Consider the following 14540-nt stretch of genomic DNA (forward strand, 5'->3'; position numbering starts at 1 on the left):
GTCCGGGCGTGACCCGGACCGCGGCGCACGGGGTCAGGCCTCGGCCTTGGCGGCCGCCTTCTGCGCCTTCTTGAACGCGCGGACCTCCTGCAGCGTCTCCGCGCTGGTCACGTCGGCGATGGAGCGGCGCGAGCCGTCCTCGCCGAACTCGCCCGCCGCCTCGCGCCAGCCCTCCGGCCGGACGCCGCGCTGCTTGCCCAGCAGGGCGAGGAAGATCTTGGCCTTGCGCTCGCCGTACCCCGGCAGGGCGTTGAGCCGCTTGAGTACCTCGGCACCGGTCGGGGCGCCGCCGTCGGCGCCGGGCGCGGTCCAGATGCGGGCGGCGTCGCCGTCGTACTCGTCCACGACGGTGTGGGCGAGCTCCAGCACGCGACCCGCCATCGACCGCCCGTAGCGGTGGATCGCCGGGGGAGTGGTCGCCATCGTCACGAACTCGTCCGGGTTCGCATCCGCGATGGCGCGGACGTCGAACGAGCCCATCCGGTCGCGGATCTTGCCGGGGCCGGCGAAGGCGTGCTCCATGGGGAACTGCTGATCGAGCAGCATGCCGACCAGCAGGGCGAACGGGTCGTCGCTGAGCAGCCGGTCCGTGTCGGGGTCGCCGGTGATCCAGAGGTCGGTAGCCATGCCTCCATAGTGCCCGATCCGCCCTCCGACGTCCCGGGCGCCCGCTGCTCTCAGCAGAACGCCCGGCCCCGTCGGTCGGGTCGCCCTACTCTCGAAGCCATGGCCGAAACCGCTCCGCCTCCGCAGCCCGTGCACGACGACGTGCCTCCGGACGCCGACGCCCCGCCGTCGTCGGCCCGTGGGGCGGTCCGGCCAAGACGGGAGCCGCTGTGGCGGCACCTCGTCGGCGAGCGGCTGCGGCAGCTGCGGCACGAGCGCGGCGAGACCCTCGACCGGACCGCGCGCCGGGCCGGCATCTCGCCGCAGTACCTCTCGGAGATCGAGCGTGGGGTCAAGGAGCCGTCGAGCGAGATGATCGCCGCCATCGCCGGTGCCCTGGACATCACGCTGGTCGACCTGGTCAGCGCGGTCGCCGACCGGCTGGTCACCGTCCAGGACGCCTGGGGGCGGGCGACCTGCCGGGCCGACTTCGCGCTGGCGGCCTAGGCGAGGCGGACCCGGGCCTCCCGGCCCGGGCCCAGGTCAACGCTGCTCGATCACGTGGTCGAGCAGCCCGTACTCCCGCGCGGACGTGGCCGTGAAGATGCGGTCCCGGTCGGTGTCGGTGCGCAGCGTGCCCACGCTCTGCCCGGTGTGCCGGGCGAGCGCCTCCTCCATGTCCGCCCGGATCCGGACCACCTCGTCGGCCTGCAGGATCAGGTCCGGGATCGCGCCGCGGCCCTGGGCCGCGGGCTGGTGGAGGATGACGCGGGCGTGCGGCAGCGCGGCCCGCTTGCCCTCGGCCCCGGCGGCGAGCAGCACCGCGCCGACGGCGACGGCCTGCCCCACGACGGTCGTCGACACCTGGGGCCGGATGTACCGCATGGTGTCGTAGATGGCCATACCCGCGCTCGGGTCGCCGCCCTCGCAGTTGATGTAGAGCTGGATGTCGCTGTCCGGGCTGCTCGACTCCAGGTGGATGAGCTGGGCGATCAGCGCGTTGGCGACGCCGGCGTCGATCGCCGTGCCGAGGTAGATGATCCGCTCGCTCAGCAGCTGCGAGTAGACGTCCATGATCCGCTCGCCCCGCGGGTGCGCGGCGATGACGTTCGGGATGGTGTAGCTGCTCATCGGGCGTCTCCCTCGGCGGTCGTCGTGGTCGTCCCGGTGGTCGGGGCAAACCCGGTCCGTGCGCGCTCCCGTGGCCGGATGCCGTCGAAGCCGCCCACGATCGTGTCGATGAACCCGAACTCGCGCGCCTCCTCGGCCGTGTACCAGTGGTCGTGCAGCGAGTCGTCGAAGATCCGCTCGACCGGCTGCCCGGTGTCCTCCGAGATCAGCCGCAGCACGGTGTCGCGGGTGTGCCGCAGGTCGTCCGCCTGCAGCTCGATGTCGACGGCGGTGCCCGCGATGCCGGCGGATCCCTGGTGCATCAGCACTCGCGCGTTGGGCAGCGCGCGGCGCTTGCCGTGGGCGCCCGCCGAGAGCAGGAACTGGCCCGCGCTGTAGGCGATGCCCAGCACCAGCGTGGAGACGTCGTTGGGGATGGTCCGCATGATGTCGCGGATGGCCAGCATCGCCGGCACCGAGCCACCCGGGGAGTGGATCCAGAGGTCGATGTCGGAGGCCGGGTCCTCCGTCGCCAGCGTGATGAGCTGCGTCATCAGGAGCGTGCCGTTGTCGTCGTCGAGGGGCCCGTCCAGGACCAGGACACGCCGCTCGAACAGGTCGCGCCGGGAGCGCTCGCCGAACTGCGGGGGCTGCGGTGATTCGGTCATGACCTCACCGTGCCTCCCCGGGCAGGCCCCGGGGAGGCGGATCTGCCGTGAGCAGCACTGCTCTGAGCAGCGAGGACTATCCGGCGCTCAGGTCGATCCCGAACCGGACCGGGCTGTCGGCGGGGACCTCGCGGGCCACGTAGCGCAGCCACCAGGTGTCGTCCGCCGGGTCGGGCTCGACGGCGACCAGCTCGGCGTCGGTGTCCAGCGTGACCTCCAGGCCGGGCAGCGCCCAGCGCTCGGTCGTCAGATCGGCGAAGGGGAAGCCGTCGGTGTCCGGGTCGTCCGCCGTCTGCCCGCCGCCCAGGTCCGCCTCCGGGACCCGGACGTGGAACGCGAACGCGAGGTCACCGCCGTCGTGCCGCGCGCAGGTCAGGGTCAGCGACGGCCCCTCGGCCCGGGCGTCGACATTCAGGCCGCTGACCAGCCGGATCCAGCCGACGTCGGCGGCGCCGGCCATGTCGCCACCCACGTCGGCGCCGTCCGCCCCGGAGACGCCGTCCACCAGCCAGTGCACCGTCGCCGGGTGGAACTGGTCGGCCAGGTTGCCGCGCTCACCCCCGACGTCCTCCGCGCCGACCAGCAGACGCTCGCCGACCCACGACGTGGCGACCCGGCGCGGGTCGCGCACGATCACCTGGTCCACCTGCCGCTCGCCGCGGAACCCGGTCAGGTGCGCCAGGGCGTCGTCCGGCACCTCGGCGCCCAGGACCGCGACCACGGGGCCGAGCGCGAGGTCCCACGCGTGCCGGAACGGCCGGTCCGTCTCCGGGAAGGGGGCGAGGTCGCGTCCGACGGCCGCCCAGACCCACAGCCCGATCCCGGAGGCGTAGTGCCGCAGGTCCATGCCGTAGCTGCGGTCGTACGGGCCCGCGAGGTTGCGCAGCCCCGCGTGGTACCGCCGCGCGGTGTCCCGCCACAGGACCGCCTCCGTCTCCGCGCCGCCGTCGCGCAGCAGGGGCTGGCGCGCGTACCGGCGCCACAGCGCCAGCGCGTACAGGTCGATGCCGTAGTACGTGGGCGAGTTGTACTCGTCGAACGTCCCGTCCACCCGGAACCGGGCCAGCACCTGCTCCGCGAGCCGCAGCGCCGGCGCCTCCCAGGCGGGTTCGCCCAGGCGGACGGCGGCGTCCTGCAGCAGGAACGCCGCCATGAGCGCGATGTTCGTGTAGTGCGCGCCGACGCGGCGCGCGAGCGACCCCTCGACGGCCAGCCGCAGCGCGGCCTCCACGCGCAGGCCCAGGTCACCCGCCAGGGCCTCGGGGAACTCCTCGGCCACGACCACCAGGGTCGTGCCGATGAACTCGCGCCAGTTCGGGTCGTAGTCGCGCCACGCGAGGGACTCCGCCGTCGGGCGCGGCTCGTGCGGGCTGCGCAGCCACGTGCCGTGGAACGGCATCCCCGGGGCGTCGAGCTGGTGGTCCAGCACGCGGCCCAGGGCGTGCCGGGCGCGCTCCAGGTCGGACTCCGCGCCGTCCCGGGCGGGCAGGTTCCGCGCGAGCAGGCCGACGGCGTACCAGCCGGTCTCGCGGACGAGGTGCCCCGTCGGGGCGTGGCCGCCGCCGGGTTCCTCGGGCGCTCGCAGCAGCCCTACCTCCGGGTCCCACTGCTGGTCCATCCAGTCCAGGGAGCGTGTCGTCAGGTCACGGGCGTGGGGAGTGAGCCGTTCGGGTCGCATCGCCCGCCAGTATGTCGCGGCGGCCGGCCGGGGGCCGACCATCTCGCAGGGCGGGCCGTCGTCGGCCCTGGCTACTGTGGCCGCATGCACCTGCGCACCGCTGACGGCGTCCGGCTCGACCTCACCGAGCGGGGTCCCGCCGACGGCAGACCGGTGGTGCTGCTCGCGGGATTCAAGGCGGCCGCCACGTCCTGGCGGTTCCAGCTTCCCGCGCTGGCGCGGGCGGGCTACCGCGTGCTCGCCGTCGACCTGCCGGGCCACGGGGCCACCGAGGCGATGGCGCCCGGCACCACGCTGCGGCGGCGGGCCCGCGACGTCGGCGCCGTGCTGGAGCAGCTCGACCTGCGCGACGTGACCCTGGTGGGCGGGTCGATGGGCGGCAACACGGTGTGGGCGTACGTCGACGAGGCCGGCACCGAACGCCTGCGCAGCGTCGTGATCGTGGACCAGACACCGAAGATGCTCAACACCGCCGACTGGCCGTACGGGTACTACGGCTACGACGAGTCCAACCGTGACACGTACTTCGCGGCCGGCCCGCCGCCCACCGGGCACGGCCGCTCGGTGTGGCTGCGCGGGATGCGCACCGTGCGCCTCCTGCGGGCGATGAGCGGCGGCTCGCGCACCATCACGGACCCCGAGCTGGAGGTCCTCGCCGACCACGCCACGGCCGACTGGCGGCCGGTGATCGAACGGTGCGACGTGCCCGCCCTGTTCGTGGCGGGCGCCGAGAGCGAGCTCTGGCCCTCGGGCCACGCGGTCGCGGCGGCCCGGCTCGCGCCCCGCGGCACGGCGGCGGTCATCGCGAAGGACGGCCACGCCGCGAACATCGAGCAGCCCGCGGCCTTCAACCGCGGACTCCTGAAGTTCCTGGCCGGCTAGGCGCCCGGGATCCTGCCACGCACCGCCGAGTCAGTCGCCTGGTCCGTCGAGTCAGCCTCCTGGTCCGTCGAGTCAGCCGCCAGGTCAGGGGATCAGCCGGTCCGCGATCTCCAGGGTGTTCTCCATGAAGTGCCCGTCGTCGCGCACCACGAGCGTGCCGCCGAGCCGGTCGAACATCGCGCGGCCCTGCTCGGCGTCGCAGCCGAACTCGTCGGTGACGGAGTTGAGGAACACCAGGTCCCGGGCGTGCGCGCGGATCGCGTCCCAGTCGTAGGACTCCTGCAGCACCGGTTCCGGACCGGGGTTCGGGTTGGTCGAGTAGCCGCCCACCAGCACGGCCTGCGCCACGGTCACGTCGAGGTGCTCCAGCAGCGCCAGCAGCAGGGCGGCCCCGCCGGAGTGCCCCACGAGCACGGTGTCCTCGTCGAACGTGTGCGCGGAGAGCACCGTGGGCAGGAACGTCGCGACCGGCTCGACGTTCGTACCCGGGTGGTGCGGCGTCTCGACGTCGTACCCGCGCTGCCGCAGCCGGTCCGCGAGCCACGGGTACCAGATCCACGCCGGGTCGGCGTTGGTCCCGTGGAAGATGATCGCCCTGCGTCCCATCAGCTCTCCTTCGTCGCCGGAACGGACGGGGGCGTCCGTTCCGGCGCGGTGTCGGGGGCGGTGCCCGGCGTGGTCCCCGGCACGGACGCTACCGCCCGGCCCGGCGCGACCGGGTCCACGACGAGGTTGACCTGGTCGAGCACCGGCTCGAAGCCGATCGCCGCGTACACGTGGTTCGACACCGGGTTGCCCTTGTCGGTGTAGAGGCAGACCCGGTGGCCGTCGTCGAGCACGCGTTGCGCGACGTCGGCCACGAGCGCCCGGGCGTAACCGCGTCCGCGGTGCTCGCGCGGCGTGTAGACGGGTCCGATCCGCACCACGCCGAACGACGGCGGCAGGGCGCCGGTCAGCTGCACCACCTCGCCGTCGACCTCCCAGAGCCAGACGGCGCCCTCCTCGATCCGCTCCCGGGCGCCGCCGATCAGCAGCGGCTCCGCGTCCTCGTCCGGCGCGCGGCCCGCCTGGTCATCGGCCTCCTGGTGGAACACGTCGAACCACGCGGTCACCACGTCGAGGTCAGCGAGCGTGGCGAGCCGGGCGTGGCCCGACGGCGGCGTGGGCCGCACGATCCGCGTCGCCTCCCACAGCCGCTCCGGCCGGTCCTCGCGCGCGGTGCCGCCCGTCGTGCGCACCACCTCGTCGGTGAACGCGCGGACGGCGGCGTCGGGGCCGTTCGCCGAGGTCAGCGGGGCGTCACCGGCGCGGGCGGTCCGGTCCAGGGCGGCGCGTGCGAGCAGCCGCGCGGCCTCCTGGGGCAGGTCGGGCACCCAGACGGTGTGCGGCGCGTACGGCATGGTGCGCATCGACACGCCGACGACGGCGCCGTGCTCCCGCACGACCGCCCACCACATCGGGTGCTCCGGCCGCGGCCCGCCGGGGGTGGACGACCGGGCGGCCTGGCGCGTCACCGTCGCGACGACGCTCCAGACCACGGGCTGGGCGGCCAGCAGGTCGCCCGCGACGCCCAGGACGGCCGCCGGATCATCGAACAGCTCGACGCTGTAGGCGCTGGTCATCCGGAGATCCTGGCACGCGCCCCGCCCCGGATCGAGCACATAACGCTCGTGTGCAGCTCGGTGCCGGGTGCGGGCCGCTGCCGACCATCCAGCGCCCCGCCGAGGCCCAGCGCTCAGCGAACGAGCCGGACCTCCAGCAGGTCCGTGTCCGGGTCGGTCGCCGTCACGCCGTCGGGCAGGAAGCCGGCCCGCTGCAGGAACTTGCGCGCCCGCGGGTTGGAGGCGAACGTCCAGACCTGGGCCGGCGTGCCGGGCGGGAGGATGTTCTCCAGCAGGGCGTGACCCACGTTGGTGCCGTGGAACGCCGGGTCGACGTACAGCTCGTGCAGCTCGATCGCCTTGGCCGGCGGCTGTCCGAGGTGCGGGCCGGACGGGTTCTTCATCGCGAAGCCGACGATCTTGTCGCCCACCTCGGCGACGAGCGCCTTGTTGCCGGCGGCCAGGATCCGCATCCAGCCCTCGGTGCGGGTGCCGAGGGTCTCGGCCTGCCAGTGCTCGGGCGGCAGGAGGTCCTCGAACATGGCGCGCCGGGTGGTCCAGTGCACGGCGGCGATGCCGACGGCGTCGTCGGGGGTCGAGGCGCGGACGTGGAAGTCTGACATGGGGGGAACGGTAACCCGACTACCTGACCATCCGGACCTCTGCCAGGTCAGCGGTGCTCGTGTCGACCACCCGGGCACCCTCCAGGACGAAGCCGTTGCGCTCGTAGAAGCGCCGCGCCCGCGGGTTGTCCTCCGCGACCCAGAGCTGGGCCGGGGTCCCGGGCGGCACCACGGCGTCCAGCAGCGCCTGTCCGACGCCGGTCCCGTGGTACGCCGCCAGGACATAGAGGAGGTAGAGCTGCCGGGCGCGCACGGGCAGCACGTCCTCCTGCTCGACGGCGTCGCCCGACATCGCGATGCCGACCACCTCGCCGTCGGCGTCGGCGACCACGGGGGCCGCGCCGTTCGACAGCCACCGCTCCCAGGTGGTGATGCGGCGCTCGAGCGTGGCCGTGGCCCAGAACTCGGGCGGGAGGATCGCCCCGTAGGTCGTGACCCAGGTGGTGTGGTGCACCTGGGCGACCGCGGCGGCGTCGGACAGCGTGGCTGTGCGCAAGATCACGACGCGAAACATACTCCCGCGCCGGGGTGCCCGATGACACGCGGCCACCACCCGGCCGCCCTGCGGCCGTCACCCGACCGGAAACCCGGCCTGACCTGGGCTTCAGCCCTTGTGCAGGGTCCCCACCAGGCACTCCTCGATGCCGACCGCCGACAGGAGCCGCGACGGCACCGCCCCGAGCCAGCCGACTGCCTCGTACGCGGGCACGAGCCGCACGTCCTTGACCACGAAGTCGGCCCCGCCGCGCTCCAGGCGCACGGTGCCCGCGCTCATCGTGTTGCGGGCCCAGTCGGTGCCCGAGCCCCACGGCAGCGGCAGCACCGCCACCACTTCCTCCTCGGGCCGGGCCGCGAACGCGACCAGGGGAGTGCGGTACTCGACCCCGGACCGGCGACCCACGTGGTGCAGCACCACCCACGGCGGGATGCGTCCGGCGACGCGGAGCACCCACGGGTTGAGAACCTTGCCTGCCTGGACGACGAACTCTGGTGCGGCCATGGCTCCCATCATGGAACAGGTCAGCTCATACGTCAGCCCCAGGACGCGGCCCGATTCGTCAGCCGCGCTCGAAGGAGAGCACCGGCCTGCCCGTCCGCGGGTGGCGCAGCACGTCCACGCGGACGCCGTAGACCGGCTCCAGCACCTCCGGCACCAGCACCTCGCCGACCGGGCCCGCCGCGACCACGCGGCCGTGGTCGAGCAGCACCAGGTGGTCGCAGGTCGAGGCGGCGAGGTTCAGGTCGTGCAGCGCGGCGACGACGGTCACGCCGTCCGCGGCGAGGTCGCGCAGCACCTGCATCGCGTGGAGCTGGGCGGAGATGTCCAGGTGGTTGGTCGGTTCGTCGAGCAGCAGCAGGCGGGGCTGCTGCGCCAGCGCCCGGGCCATGTGCACGCGCTGGCGCTCACCGCCGGACAGCGTGCCGACCTCGCGGTCCGCGAGCTCCTTGGCGCCCGCGGCGTCGAGGGCCGCGCGGGCGGCCGCGCGATCGGCGTCGGAGTCGCCCGCGAGCAGCGAGCGGTGGGGGATGCGGCCGAGCAGGACGGCGTCGAGCACCGTCAGCGGCAGGTCGGTCGTGGCGTCCTGCTCCACGAGGGCGAGCACCCGGGCGCGCTCCCGCCGGGGCAGGGCGGCGAGGTCGGCGCCGTCGAACGTGGTGGTCGGCCCGGCGCCGGACGGCGCCCGCCCCGCCTGCCCGTTGCCCGACGACGGCGCCCGCCCCGCCTGCTGCACCCCGGCCAGCACGCGCAGCAGGGTCGACTTGCCGGACCCGTTCGGCCCGAGCAGCCCGGTGACGGCGCCGGCCGGGGCGACCACCCCGACGTCGTCCAGGATCGCTCGCGCCCCGATCTCCCAGAACACTCCCTCAACCCCCAGCCCAGCCCGCTGAGTGCTGGGTATTTGTTGGTCAGGGACGTCTGAAACCCGCAAATGTCCAGCACTCACCGCTGGTTTCCCTTCCAGAGGAGGAACGCGAACACCGGGGCGCCGATCGCCGCCGTCACGATGCCGACCGGCAGCTCGCGCGGCTCGAACACCGTGCGGGCCAGCGTGTCGGCCCAGACCAGGAACGACGCGCCGGCCAGCGCCGACAGCGGCAGCAGCAGCCGGTGCCGCGCGCCCGTGAACAGCCGCACCGCGTGCGGCAGGATCAGCCCGACGAACCCGATGGACCCGGTCTGCGACACGAGCGCGCCGGTCAGCAGCGCCACGCCGATCAGCAGGATCCACCGCGCCCGGTTCACGGGCACGCCCAGGGCGGCGGCCGCGGTGTCGCCGAACGTGAACGCGTCCAGCACGGACCCGGTCAGCGCGAGCAGCGTGCCGAGCACCAGGACGGCGCCGCCGGCGATCGCCACCGACGTCCAGGTCGCGGACGCGACCGAGCCCATCAGCCACGACAGCACCTCGCGGAACGCGTCGCCCTTGGCCGACCAGAAGATCACGAACGACACCGCCGCCGCGCAGAGCTGACTGATTGCCAGCCCTGCCAGCACCGTGCGGGTGGGCGTGATCGTGCCGAGCGCCCCGGCCAGGGTGAGCGCCAGGGCGAGCGCGCCGACCGCGCCCGCGAACGCCGCGACCGGCAGCAGCAGCGGGACGCCCGCGAGCAGCACCAGGACGGCGCCCAGCGACGCGCCCGAGGACAGCCCGAGCAGGTACGGGTCGGCGAGCGGGTTGCGGGTCAGCGACTGCATCACCGCGCCGCAGACCGCCAGGCCCGCGCCGACGGCCGCCGCCGTCAGGATGCGGGGCATCCGGAGCTGCCACACCATGCCGTCGCGCAGCGCGGACAGCGGCTCCAGCCCGAGCGGCCCGCCGAGCCCCAGGTGCGTGGCGAGTGACCGGCCGACCTCGGACAGGGCAAGGTCCGCCGGCCCGATCGTCACGGCGACGCCGACGCTCAGCAGGAGGACGAGCGCCGCGACGGGCAGCGCCAGCCAGCCGCCCGGCCGCGGGGAGACGCCGGCTCGGCCCGGCTCGCTCCGTCGTCCCGCCACGCTCGGTCGTCTCGCCACGCCCGGCACGGAACCGCTCACCGGTCGAGGTCCGCCAGCTGGTCCACCACCGAGGCCACGGCGTCGACGTTCCTTACGCCCGCCTCGGTGGCCGGGAAGGGCAGCACGACGTACCGCTCGTCCTTGACCGCGGACATCTCGCGGGTCGCCGGGTTGGCCTCCAGCGCCTCGATCTTCGCGTCCGCCGGGTTCCAGGCGGCGTCGACCAGCACGATCACGTCGGGGTCGGCCTCGACCACGTTCTCCCAGCCGAGCGACGTCCACGTGTCGTGGACGTCGGCCGCGACGTTGGTCAGCCCGGCCGCCTCCATGATCATCTGGGGCGCGCCGATGCCCGCGCCGACGTACGGGGTGTCGTCGCCCGAGGACCACCACAGCGCCGTCAGACCGCGGTCGTCGGGCTCGATCGCGTCCAGCGCCGCCCGCTGCTCCTCGACGAGCGCGGCCGCGGCGTCGTCGGCGTCGAACAGGGAGCCGACCTCCTCGATCTCGGCGAACACCGTGTCGAAGGTGAGCGGGTCCGGCATGTACCCGTCCTCCTTGCAGGCGGCGGGGGAGACGTACGTGGCGACGCCGAGCTTCGCGAGGGTCTCGCGGTCGCCCGCGGTCTCCGCCGTCAGGTTGGACTCCCAGCCGGCGTAGACCAGGTCGGGCTCCAGCTCCAGGGTGGCCTCGGAGCCGGGCGCCTCGTCGGCGAACGGCTCGTCCACGGCGGGCACGGACTCCAGCGAGTCCGGCAGCGGCCCGTCGAGGAACGCCGACCCGACGATCCGGTCGCCCAGGCCGAGCGCCAGCAGCATCTCCGTGGTGGACGACTTGATGGTCACCACCCGCTCCGGCGGCGTGGCGACCTCGGTCTCGAACCCGCAGTTGTCCAGGGTGACGGGGAATCCGGCCGACGCCGGGGACGCGCCCTCTGCGTCCACCGCACCGGGCGCGGTGGCCGAGCAGGCGGCGAGGGCGAGGGCCGCCGCGGCGACGACGGCGGGCAGGACGACGGTCCGGGCGGACGGGCGGGACGCACGGGCAGGGCGGGGGTTCACGCGATGGCTCCAAGGGTCGACGAACAGCCCACGACATGAGTGCCATGGGTGCACAGCGACGCGCCATCTCGCGTCCGGGCGGGGAAGCGGCTCACGACGAGAGCCGCATCGGCGGGCCAAAGCGTGGCCCGCGACCCGGCCGCCACATTACACCGGCCGACCTGCGCGTTCCGGGCGCTTTCGCTCTCGGCGTCGGACCCGGCCGACGGCGAGCGGCCGCCGAGGTTAGGGTGCCGCCATGAGCGACAGCACCGCCCCGCAGACCGGTTCCGAGACCACGCCGACCCGACGCGCCCTGGTGACCGGTGCGTCGTCGGGCATCGGTGCCGCCACCGCCCGCCGGCTGCGCGCCGACGGCTGGGACGTCGTGGCGGCGGCGCGCCGTGTCGACCGTCTGGAGGCGCTCGCGGCGGAGACCGGCTGCGAGGTCTACGCCGTCGACGTGACCGACGACGCCGCCGTGGCCGCCCTCGCGGAGCACCTCGCCGCGACCGGCGGGCTCGACGCCGTGGTGAACAACGCGGGCGGCGCGCTCGGGCTCGACCGCGTGGAGTCGGCCGACGTCGACGGCTGGCGGCAGATGTACGAGATCAACGTGCTGGGCACGCTGCGCGTGACCAAGGCCGTGCTCCCGCTGCTGCGGGCGGCGGGCGCCGCCAAGGGCGTGGCCGACGTCGTGAACGTGACCTCGACGGCCGCCCAGGGTGCGTACGAGGGCGGCGCCGGATACACGGGCGCCAAGCACGCCGAGCACATGCTGTCCCAGACGCTGCGCTGGGAGATCGCCGGCGAGCCGGTGCGCGTCATCGAGGTGGCCCCCGGCGCCGTCGCGACCGAGGAGTTCTCGCTGGTCCGGTTCGGCGGCGACGCCGCGAAGGCCGCCGCCGTCTACGAGGGCTACACGCCGCTGGTCGCCGACGACATCGCCGACACCATCGCCTGGACCCTGTCCCGCCCGGACCACGTCAACATCGACCTGGTCACCGTGCGGCCGCGGGCGCAGGCGCACAACTCGAAGATCGTGCGCGACACCGGGATCTGAGCGCCGCCCGCACGTCCCGGGCCGGTCCGGGCGAGTTCTTACGGGATCGTCATGATCTGCCTCCGGGCTCGGTCCGCACAGCAACCCGTGCCAGGCTGAGCTCATGACTCAGGCAACTGAGAGCCCGGCCGCCCCGCGGGCCGAGCGCTCTCCGGGGGACGCGGGCTGGGCCGCCCTCGCCGGCGTGCTCGCCGGTGGGGCGGGGCTGGCCGTCGCGGAGCTCGTCGCGGCCGTCGTCGCACCCGGCGCCAGCACGCTGTTCGCGGGCGGCGCCGCCGTGATCGACGCCGTGCCCGGCTGGCTGAAGGACGTCGCCGTGCAGTTGTTCGGCACCAACGACAAGGCGGTCCTGCTCGGGACGATGGGCGTGGTGCTCGCCCTGGGCGCGGCGCTCGCGGGCTGGCTGGAGCTGCGCCGCCCACCGTTCGGCGCGCTGCTGATGGGCGCCGTCGGCGTGGTCGGGGCGATGGTCGCGGTGCTGCGCCCGGACGCGACGCCGATGTGGGCGCTGCCCAGCATCGTCGGGCTGGGCGCCGGCGTGCTCCTGCTGCGGGCGGCCGTGGCGCGGCTGCGGCCGGTGCCGTCGCGGCGCGCGGCGTCGGGCAGCGGTTCGGGCGGCGCGACGTCGGGCGGCGGGGTGGACCGACGCGGGTTCCTGACCGTCTCCGGCCTCGCCGTGGGCGTGGCCGCGCTGGCCCTGGTGGGCTCGCGCGTGCTCTCGGCGGGTTCGACGGCGGTCAGTGCCGTGCGGGAAAAGCTCCGCCTGCCCACGGCGCGCACGACGGCGCCCCCGGTGCCCGCCGGCGCGGACCTGAAGCTCGACGGCCTCACCCCGTACGTCACGCCGAACCCGGACTTCTACCGCATCGACACCGCGCTGATCGTGCCGCAGGTCGACCCGAAGGACTGGTCGCTGGAGGTCTACGGCCTGGTGGACGAGCCGTTCACGATCACCTGGGACGAGCTCCTCGCGCTGCCGCTGGAGGAGCACCACGTGACGCTGGCCTGCGTGAGCAACACCGTGGGCGGCGACCTCATCGGCAACGCGCTGTGGCTCGGCTACCCGATCCGCGCGCTGCTGGAGCGCGCCAAGCCGCGCGCCGGCGCCGACATGGTGCTCTCCCGGAGCGACGACGGGTTCACCGCGGGCACGCCGCTCGAGGTGCTGCAGGACCCCGACCGCGACAGCCTGCTCGCGATCGGCATGAACGGCGAGCCGTTGCCCGTCGAGCACGGCTTCCCCGCGCGGCTCGTGGTGCCCGGCCTGTACGGGTACGTGTCCGCCACCAAGTGGGTCACCTCGCTGGAGGTCACCACCTTCGACGCCGACCAGGGCTACTGGACGCCGCGCGGCTGGTCCGCGCTGGGACCGATCAAGGTCGAGTCGCGCATCGACGTGCCGCGCGGCTCCGCGCCCGCCGGCGCGGTGACCGTGGCCGGCGTCGCCTGGGCGCAGCACACGGGCATCGGCAAGGTCGAGGTCCGGGCCGACGACGGCGACTGGGTCACCGCCGAGCTCGCCGAGACTGTGGGTCCCGACACGTGGCGCCAGTGGCACGCGTCGATCGACCTGGCCGCGGGCAACCACACCCTCGCGGTGCGCGCCACGGACGCCGACGGCCTGGTCCAGACGGAGGCCGAGGCGCCGCCCGCCCCCGACGGCGCGACGGGCTGGCACACGGTGACGGTCTCGGTGGGCTGAACCTCGGTGGGCTGAGCTTCGGCGGGCTGACCGGCCCGCCCGTCAGCCCGGCTCGGCGGCCCGGGCGCTCAGCAGAACGGCGTGGACGCCGACGACGTCGCCGCCACGAGCAGCTTCTGGAGCTGGTCGCGCTGCTCCGGGCCGAGGGACTCGAAGACCTCGTCCTCGACGGCGGTGAGCGCGGCCTCCGCCTGGCAGAGCAGCGCGACGCCGTCGTCGGTCAGGGAGACCACGTGCCGGCGCCGGTCCTGCGGGGAGCGCCGCCGCTCGACCAGGTGCTTGCCCTCCAGCTCGTTGAGCAGCCCCACGATGTTGGTGCTGTCCAGCACGAGCGCGGCGGCCAGGTCACGCTGCGTGATCTCGGCCCGGTCGCGGAGCACGGTGAGGGCCACGAGGTGCCGGGTGCGCAGGCCGAGCGGCGCCAGCGCCGACTCGCTGCGCCGGCGCAGATGACGGGCCAGGTAGTCGATGAGCGCGCCCGATCGACGTACCGACTGCTCCAGCACCGGCGGCTCCTCCACGGTGTCTCCTTCGTCGTCGCGACCCCGTTGCAACCCTACGGGAGC

Annotated in this window: 17 protein-coding genes; 4 read left to right on the forward strand and 13 right to left on the reverse strand. The window is 74.4% G+C overall.

All coding sequences use genetic code 11. From position 1 onward, the window contains the following. Nucleotides 1–33 precede the first annotated feature (33 nt). Nucleotides 34–627 (reverse strand): HhH-GPD-type base excision DNA repair protein, encoded by a 594-nt coding sequence (locus ACFWEJ_RS19065; protein WP_377230767.1) that lies wholly within the window; start codon nucleotides 625–627, stop codon nucleotides 34–36. Nucleotides 628–726: 99 nt separating this feature from the next. Here ACFWEJ_RS19065 and ACFWEJ_RS19070 point away from each other — a divergent pair, with 99 nt between their 5' ends. Next, nucleotides 727–1113, forward strand: a complete 387-nt coding sequence (locus ACFWEJ_RS19070; protein WP_377230768.1) for a helix-turn-helix domain-containing protein — start codon at nucleotides 727–729, stop codon at nucleotides 1111–1113. Nucleotides 1114–1149: 36 nt separating this feature from the next. On the opposite strand, the gene ACFWEJ_RS19075 is transcribed toward ACFWEJ_RS19070, so the two are convergent. From ACFWEJ_RS19075 to ACFWEJ_RS19085, 3 genes are all read right to left on the reverse strand, one after another. Continuing rightward, on the reverse strand, nucleotides 1150–1737 hold the full coding sequence (locus ACFWEJ_RS19075; RefSeq protein WP_377230769.1) for a ClpP family protease: 588 nt from the start codon (nucleotides 1735–1737) through the stop codon (nucleotides 1150–1152). Next, the gene (locus tag ACFWEJ_RS19080) at nucleotides 1734–2384 is read right to left on the reverse strand and encodes a ClpP family protease (RefSeq protein WP_377230770.1); all 651 of its coding nucleotides are present in this window, start codon (nucleotides 2382–2384) and stop codon (nucleotides 1734–1736) included. The genes ACFWEJ_RS19075 and ACFWEJ_RS19080 overlap by 4 nt, the downstream gene beginning before the upstream one ends. 76 nt (nucleotides 2385–2460) lie before the next feature. After that, nucleotides 2461–4062: a hypothetical protein gene (locus ACFWEJ_RS19085; protein ID WP_377230771.1), complete on the reverse strand. Its 1602-nt coding sequence runs from the start codon at nucleotides 4060–4062 to the stop codon at nucleotides 2461–2463. Between the two features lie 84 nt (nucleotides 4063–4146). Here ACFWEJ_RS19085 and ACFWEJ_RS19090 point away from each other — a divergent pair, with 84 nt between their 5' ends. Then, nucleotides 4147–4944, forward strand: coding sequence for an alpha/beta fold hydrolase (locus ACFWEJ_RS19090; RefSeq protein ID WP_377230772.1), 798 nt, complete (start codon nucleotides 4147–4149; stop codon nucleotides 4942–4944). Nucleotides 4945–5028: 84 nt separating this feature from the next. Here the strand turns inward: ACFWEJ_RS19090 and ACFWEJ_RS19095 are convergent, their stop codons facing one another. The 8 genes from ACFWEJ_RS19095 to ACFWEJ_RS19130 form a co-directional block, all read right to left on the reverse strand. Beyond that, entirely contained in the window at nucleotides 5029–5550 is a 522-nt protein-coding gene (locus ACFWEJ_RS19095) for an alpha/beta fold hydrolase (protein WP_377230773.1), read from the reverse strand. Beyond that, nucleotides 5550–6566 (reverse strand): GNAT family N-acetyltransferase, encoded by a 1017-nt coding sequence (locus ACFWEJ_RS19100; RefSeq protein WP_377230774.1) that lies wholly within the window; start codon nucleotides 6564–6566, stop codon nucleotides 5550–5552. The genes ACFWEJ_RS19095 and ACFWEJ_RS19100 overlap by 1 nt, the downstream gene beginning before the upstream one ends. 113 nt (nucleotides 6567–6679) lie before the next feature. After that, complete coding sequence (locus tag ACFWEJ_RS19105; protein WP_377230775.1) at nucleotides 6680–7168, reverse strand: GNAT family N-acetyltransferase; 489 nt, start codon at nucleotides 7166–7168, stop codon at nucleotides 6680–6682. 19 nt (nucleotides 7169–7187) lie between these two features. After that, a complete protein-coding gene (locus tag ACFWEJ_RS19110; protein ID WP_377230776.1) occupies nucleotides 7188–7670 on the reverse strand; it encodes a GNAT family N-acetyltransferase in 483 nt (160 codons plus the stop codon). A 102-nt stretch (nucleotides 7671–7772) separates the two neighbouring features. Beyond that, complete coding sequence (locus ACFWEJ_RS19115; RefSeq protein WP_377230777.1) at nucleotides 7773–8168, reverse strand: nitroreductase family deazaflavin-dependent oxidoreductase; 396 nt, start codon at nucleotides 8166–8168, stop codon at nucleotides 7773–7775. Between the two features lie 58 nt (nucleotides 8169–8226). After that, on the reverse strand, nucleotides 8227–9030 hold the full coding sequence (locus tag ACFWEJ_RS19120; protein WP_377230778.1) for an ATP-binding cassette domain-containing protein: 804 nt from the start codon (nucleotides 9028–9030) through the stop codon (nucleotides 8227–8229). A gap of 80 nt (nucleotides 9031–9110) precedes the next feature. Continuing rightward, nucleotides 9111–10187 carry a putative F420-0 ABC transporter permease subunit gene (locus ACFWEJ_RS19125; RefSeq protein ID WP_377230779.1) on the reverse strand — a complete coding sequence of 359 codons (1077 nt, stop codon included), beginning with the start codon at nucleotides 10185–10187 and terminating at the stop codon, nucleotides 9111–9113. Between the two features lie 17 nt (nucleotides 10188–10204). Further along, nucleotides 10205–11230 (reverse strand): putative F420-0 ABC transporter substrate-binding protein, encoded by a 1026-nt coding sequence (locus tag ACFWEJ_RS19130; protein WP_377230780.1) that lies wholly within the window; start codon nucleotides 11228–11230, stop codon nucleotides 10205–10207. 238 nt (nucleotides 11231–11468) lie between these two features. Between ACFWEJ_RS19130 and ACFWEJ_RS19135 the strand changes: the two genes are divergently transcribed. Then, nucleotides 11469–12272, forward strand: a complete 804-nt coding sequence (locus ACFWEJ_RS19135) for an SDR family oxidoreductase (RefSeq protein ID WP_377230781.1) — start codon at nucleotides 11469–11471, stop codon at nucleotides 12270–12272. Nucleotides 12273–12375: 103 nt separating this feature from the next. Beyond that, nucleotides 12376–13974 carry a molybdopterin-dependent oxidoreductase gene (locus ACFWEJ_RS19140; protein ID WP_377230782.1) on the forward strand — a complete coding sequence of 533 codons (1599 nt, stop codon included), beginning with the start codon at nucleotides 12376–12378 and terminating at the stop codon, nucleotides 13972–13974. Between the two features lie 68 nt (nucleotides 13975–14042). Here the strand turns inward: ACFWEJ_RS19140 and ACFWEJ_RS19145 are convergent. Beyond that, the coding region (locus ACFWEJ_RS19145; protein WP_377230783.1) for a MarR family winged helix-turn-helix transcriptional regulator at nucleotides 14043–14540 on the reverse strand (498 nt) is incomplete at its 5' end.

Source organism: Promicromonospora sp. NPDC060204 (assembly GCF_042728455.1).
In the GTDB taxonomy this organism is placed as follows: domain Bacteria; phylum Actinomycetota; class Actinomycetes; order Actinomycetales; family Cellulomonadaceae; genus Promicromonospora.

Bases quoted from the DNA above. Each gene is read 5' to 3' on its own strand.
- ACFWEJ_RS19065 (WP_377230767.1), bottom strand. From the start codon at position 627: ATGGCTACCGACCTCTGGATCACCGGCGACCCCGACACGGACCGGCTG.
- ACFWEJ_RS19070 (WP_377230768.1), top strand. From the start codon at position 727: ATGGCCGAAACCGCTCCGCCTCCGCAGCCCGTGCACGACGACGTGCCT.
- ACFWEJ_RS19075 (WP_377230769.1), bottom strand. From the start codon at position 1,737: ATGAGCAGCTACACCATCCCGAACGTCATCGCCGCGCACCCGCGGGGC.
- ACFWEJ_RS19080 (WP_377230770.1), bottom strand. From the start codon at position 2,384: ATGACCGAATCACCGCAGCCCCCGCAGTTCGGCGAGCGCTCCCGGCGC.
- ACFWEJ_RS19085 (WP_377230771.1), bottom strand. From the start codon at position 4,062: ATGCGACCCGAACGGCTCACTCCCCACGCCCGTGACCTGACGACACGC.
- ACFWEJ_RS19090 (WP_377230772.1), top strand. From the start codon at position 4,147: ATGCACCTGCGCACCGCTGACGGCGTCCGGCTCGACCTCACCGAGCGG.
- ACFWEJ_RS19095 (WP_377230773.1), bottom strand. From the start codon at position 5,550: ATGGGACGCAGGGCGATCATCTTCCACGGGACCAACGCCGACCCGGCG.
- ACFWEJ_RS19100 (WP_377230774.1), bottom strand. From the start codon at position 6,566: ATGACCAGCGCCTACAGCGTCGAGCTGTTCGATGATCCGGCGGCCGTC.
- ACFWEJ_RS19105 (WP_377230775.1), bottom strand. From the start codon at position 7,168: ATGTCAGACTTCCACGTCCGCGCCTCGACCCCCGACGACGCCGTCGGC.
- ACFWEJ_RS19115 (WP_377230777.1), bottom strand. From the start codon at position 8,168: ATGGCCGCACCAGAGTTCGTCGTCCAGGCAGGCAAGGTTCTCAACCCG.
- ACFWEJ_RS19135 (WP_377230781.1), top strand. From the start codon at position 11,469: ATGAGCGACAGCACCGCCCCGCAGACCGGTTCCGAGACCACGCCGACC.
- ACFWEJ_RS19140 (WP_377230782.1), top strand. From the start codon at position 12,376: ATGACTCAGGCAACTGAGAGCCCGGCCGCCCCGCGGGCCGAGCGCTCT.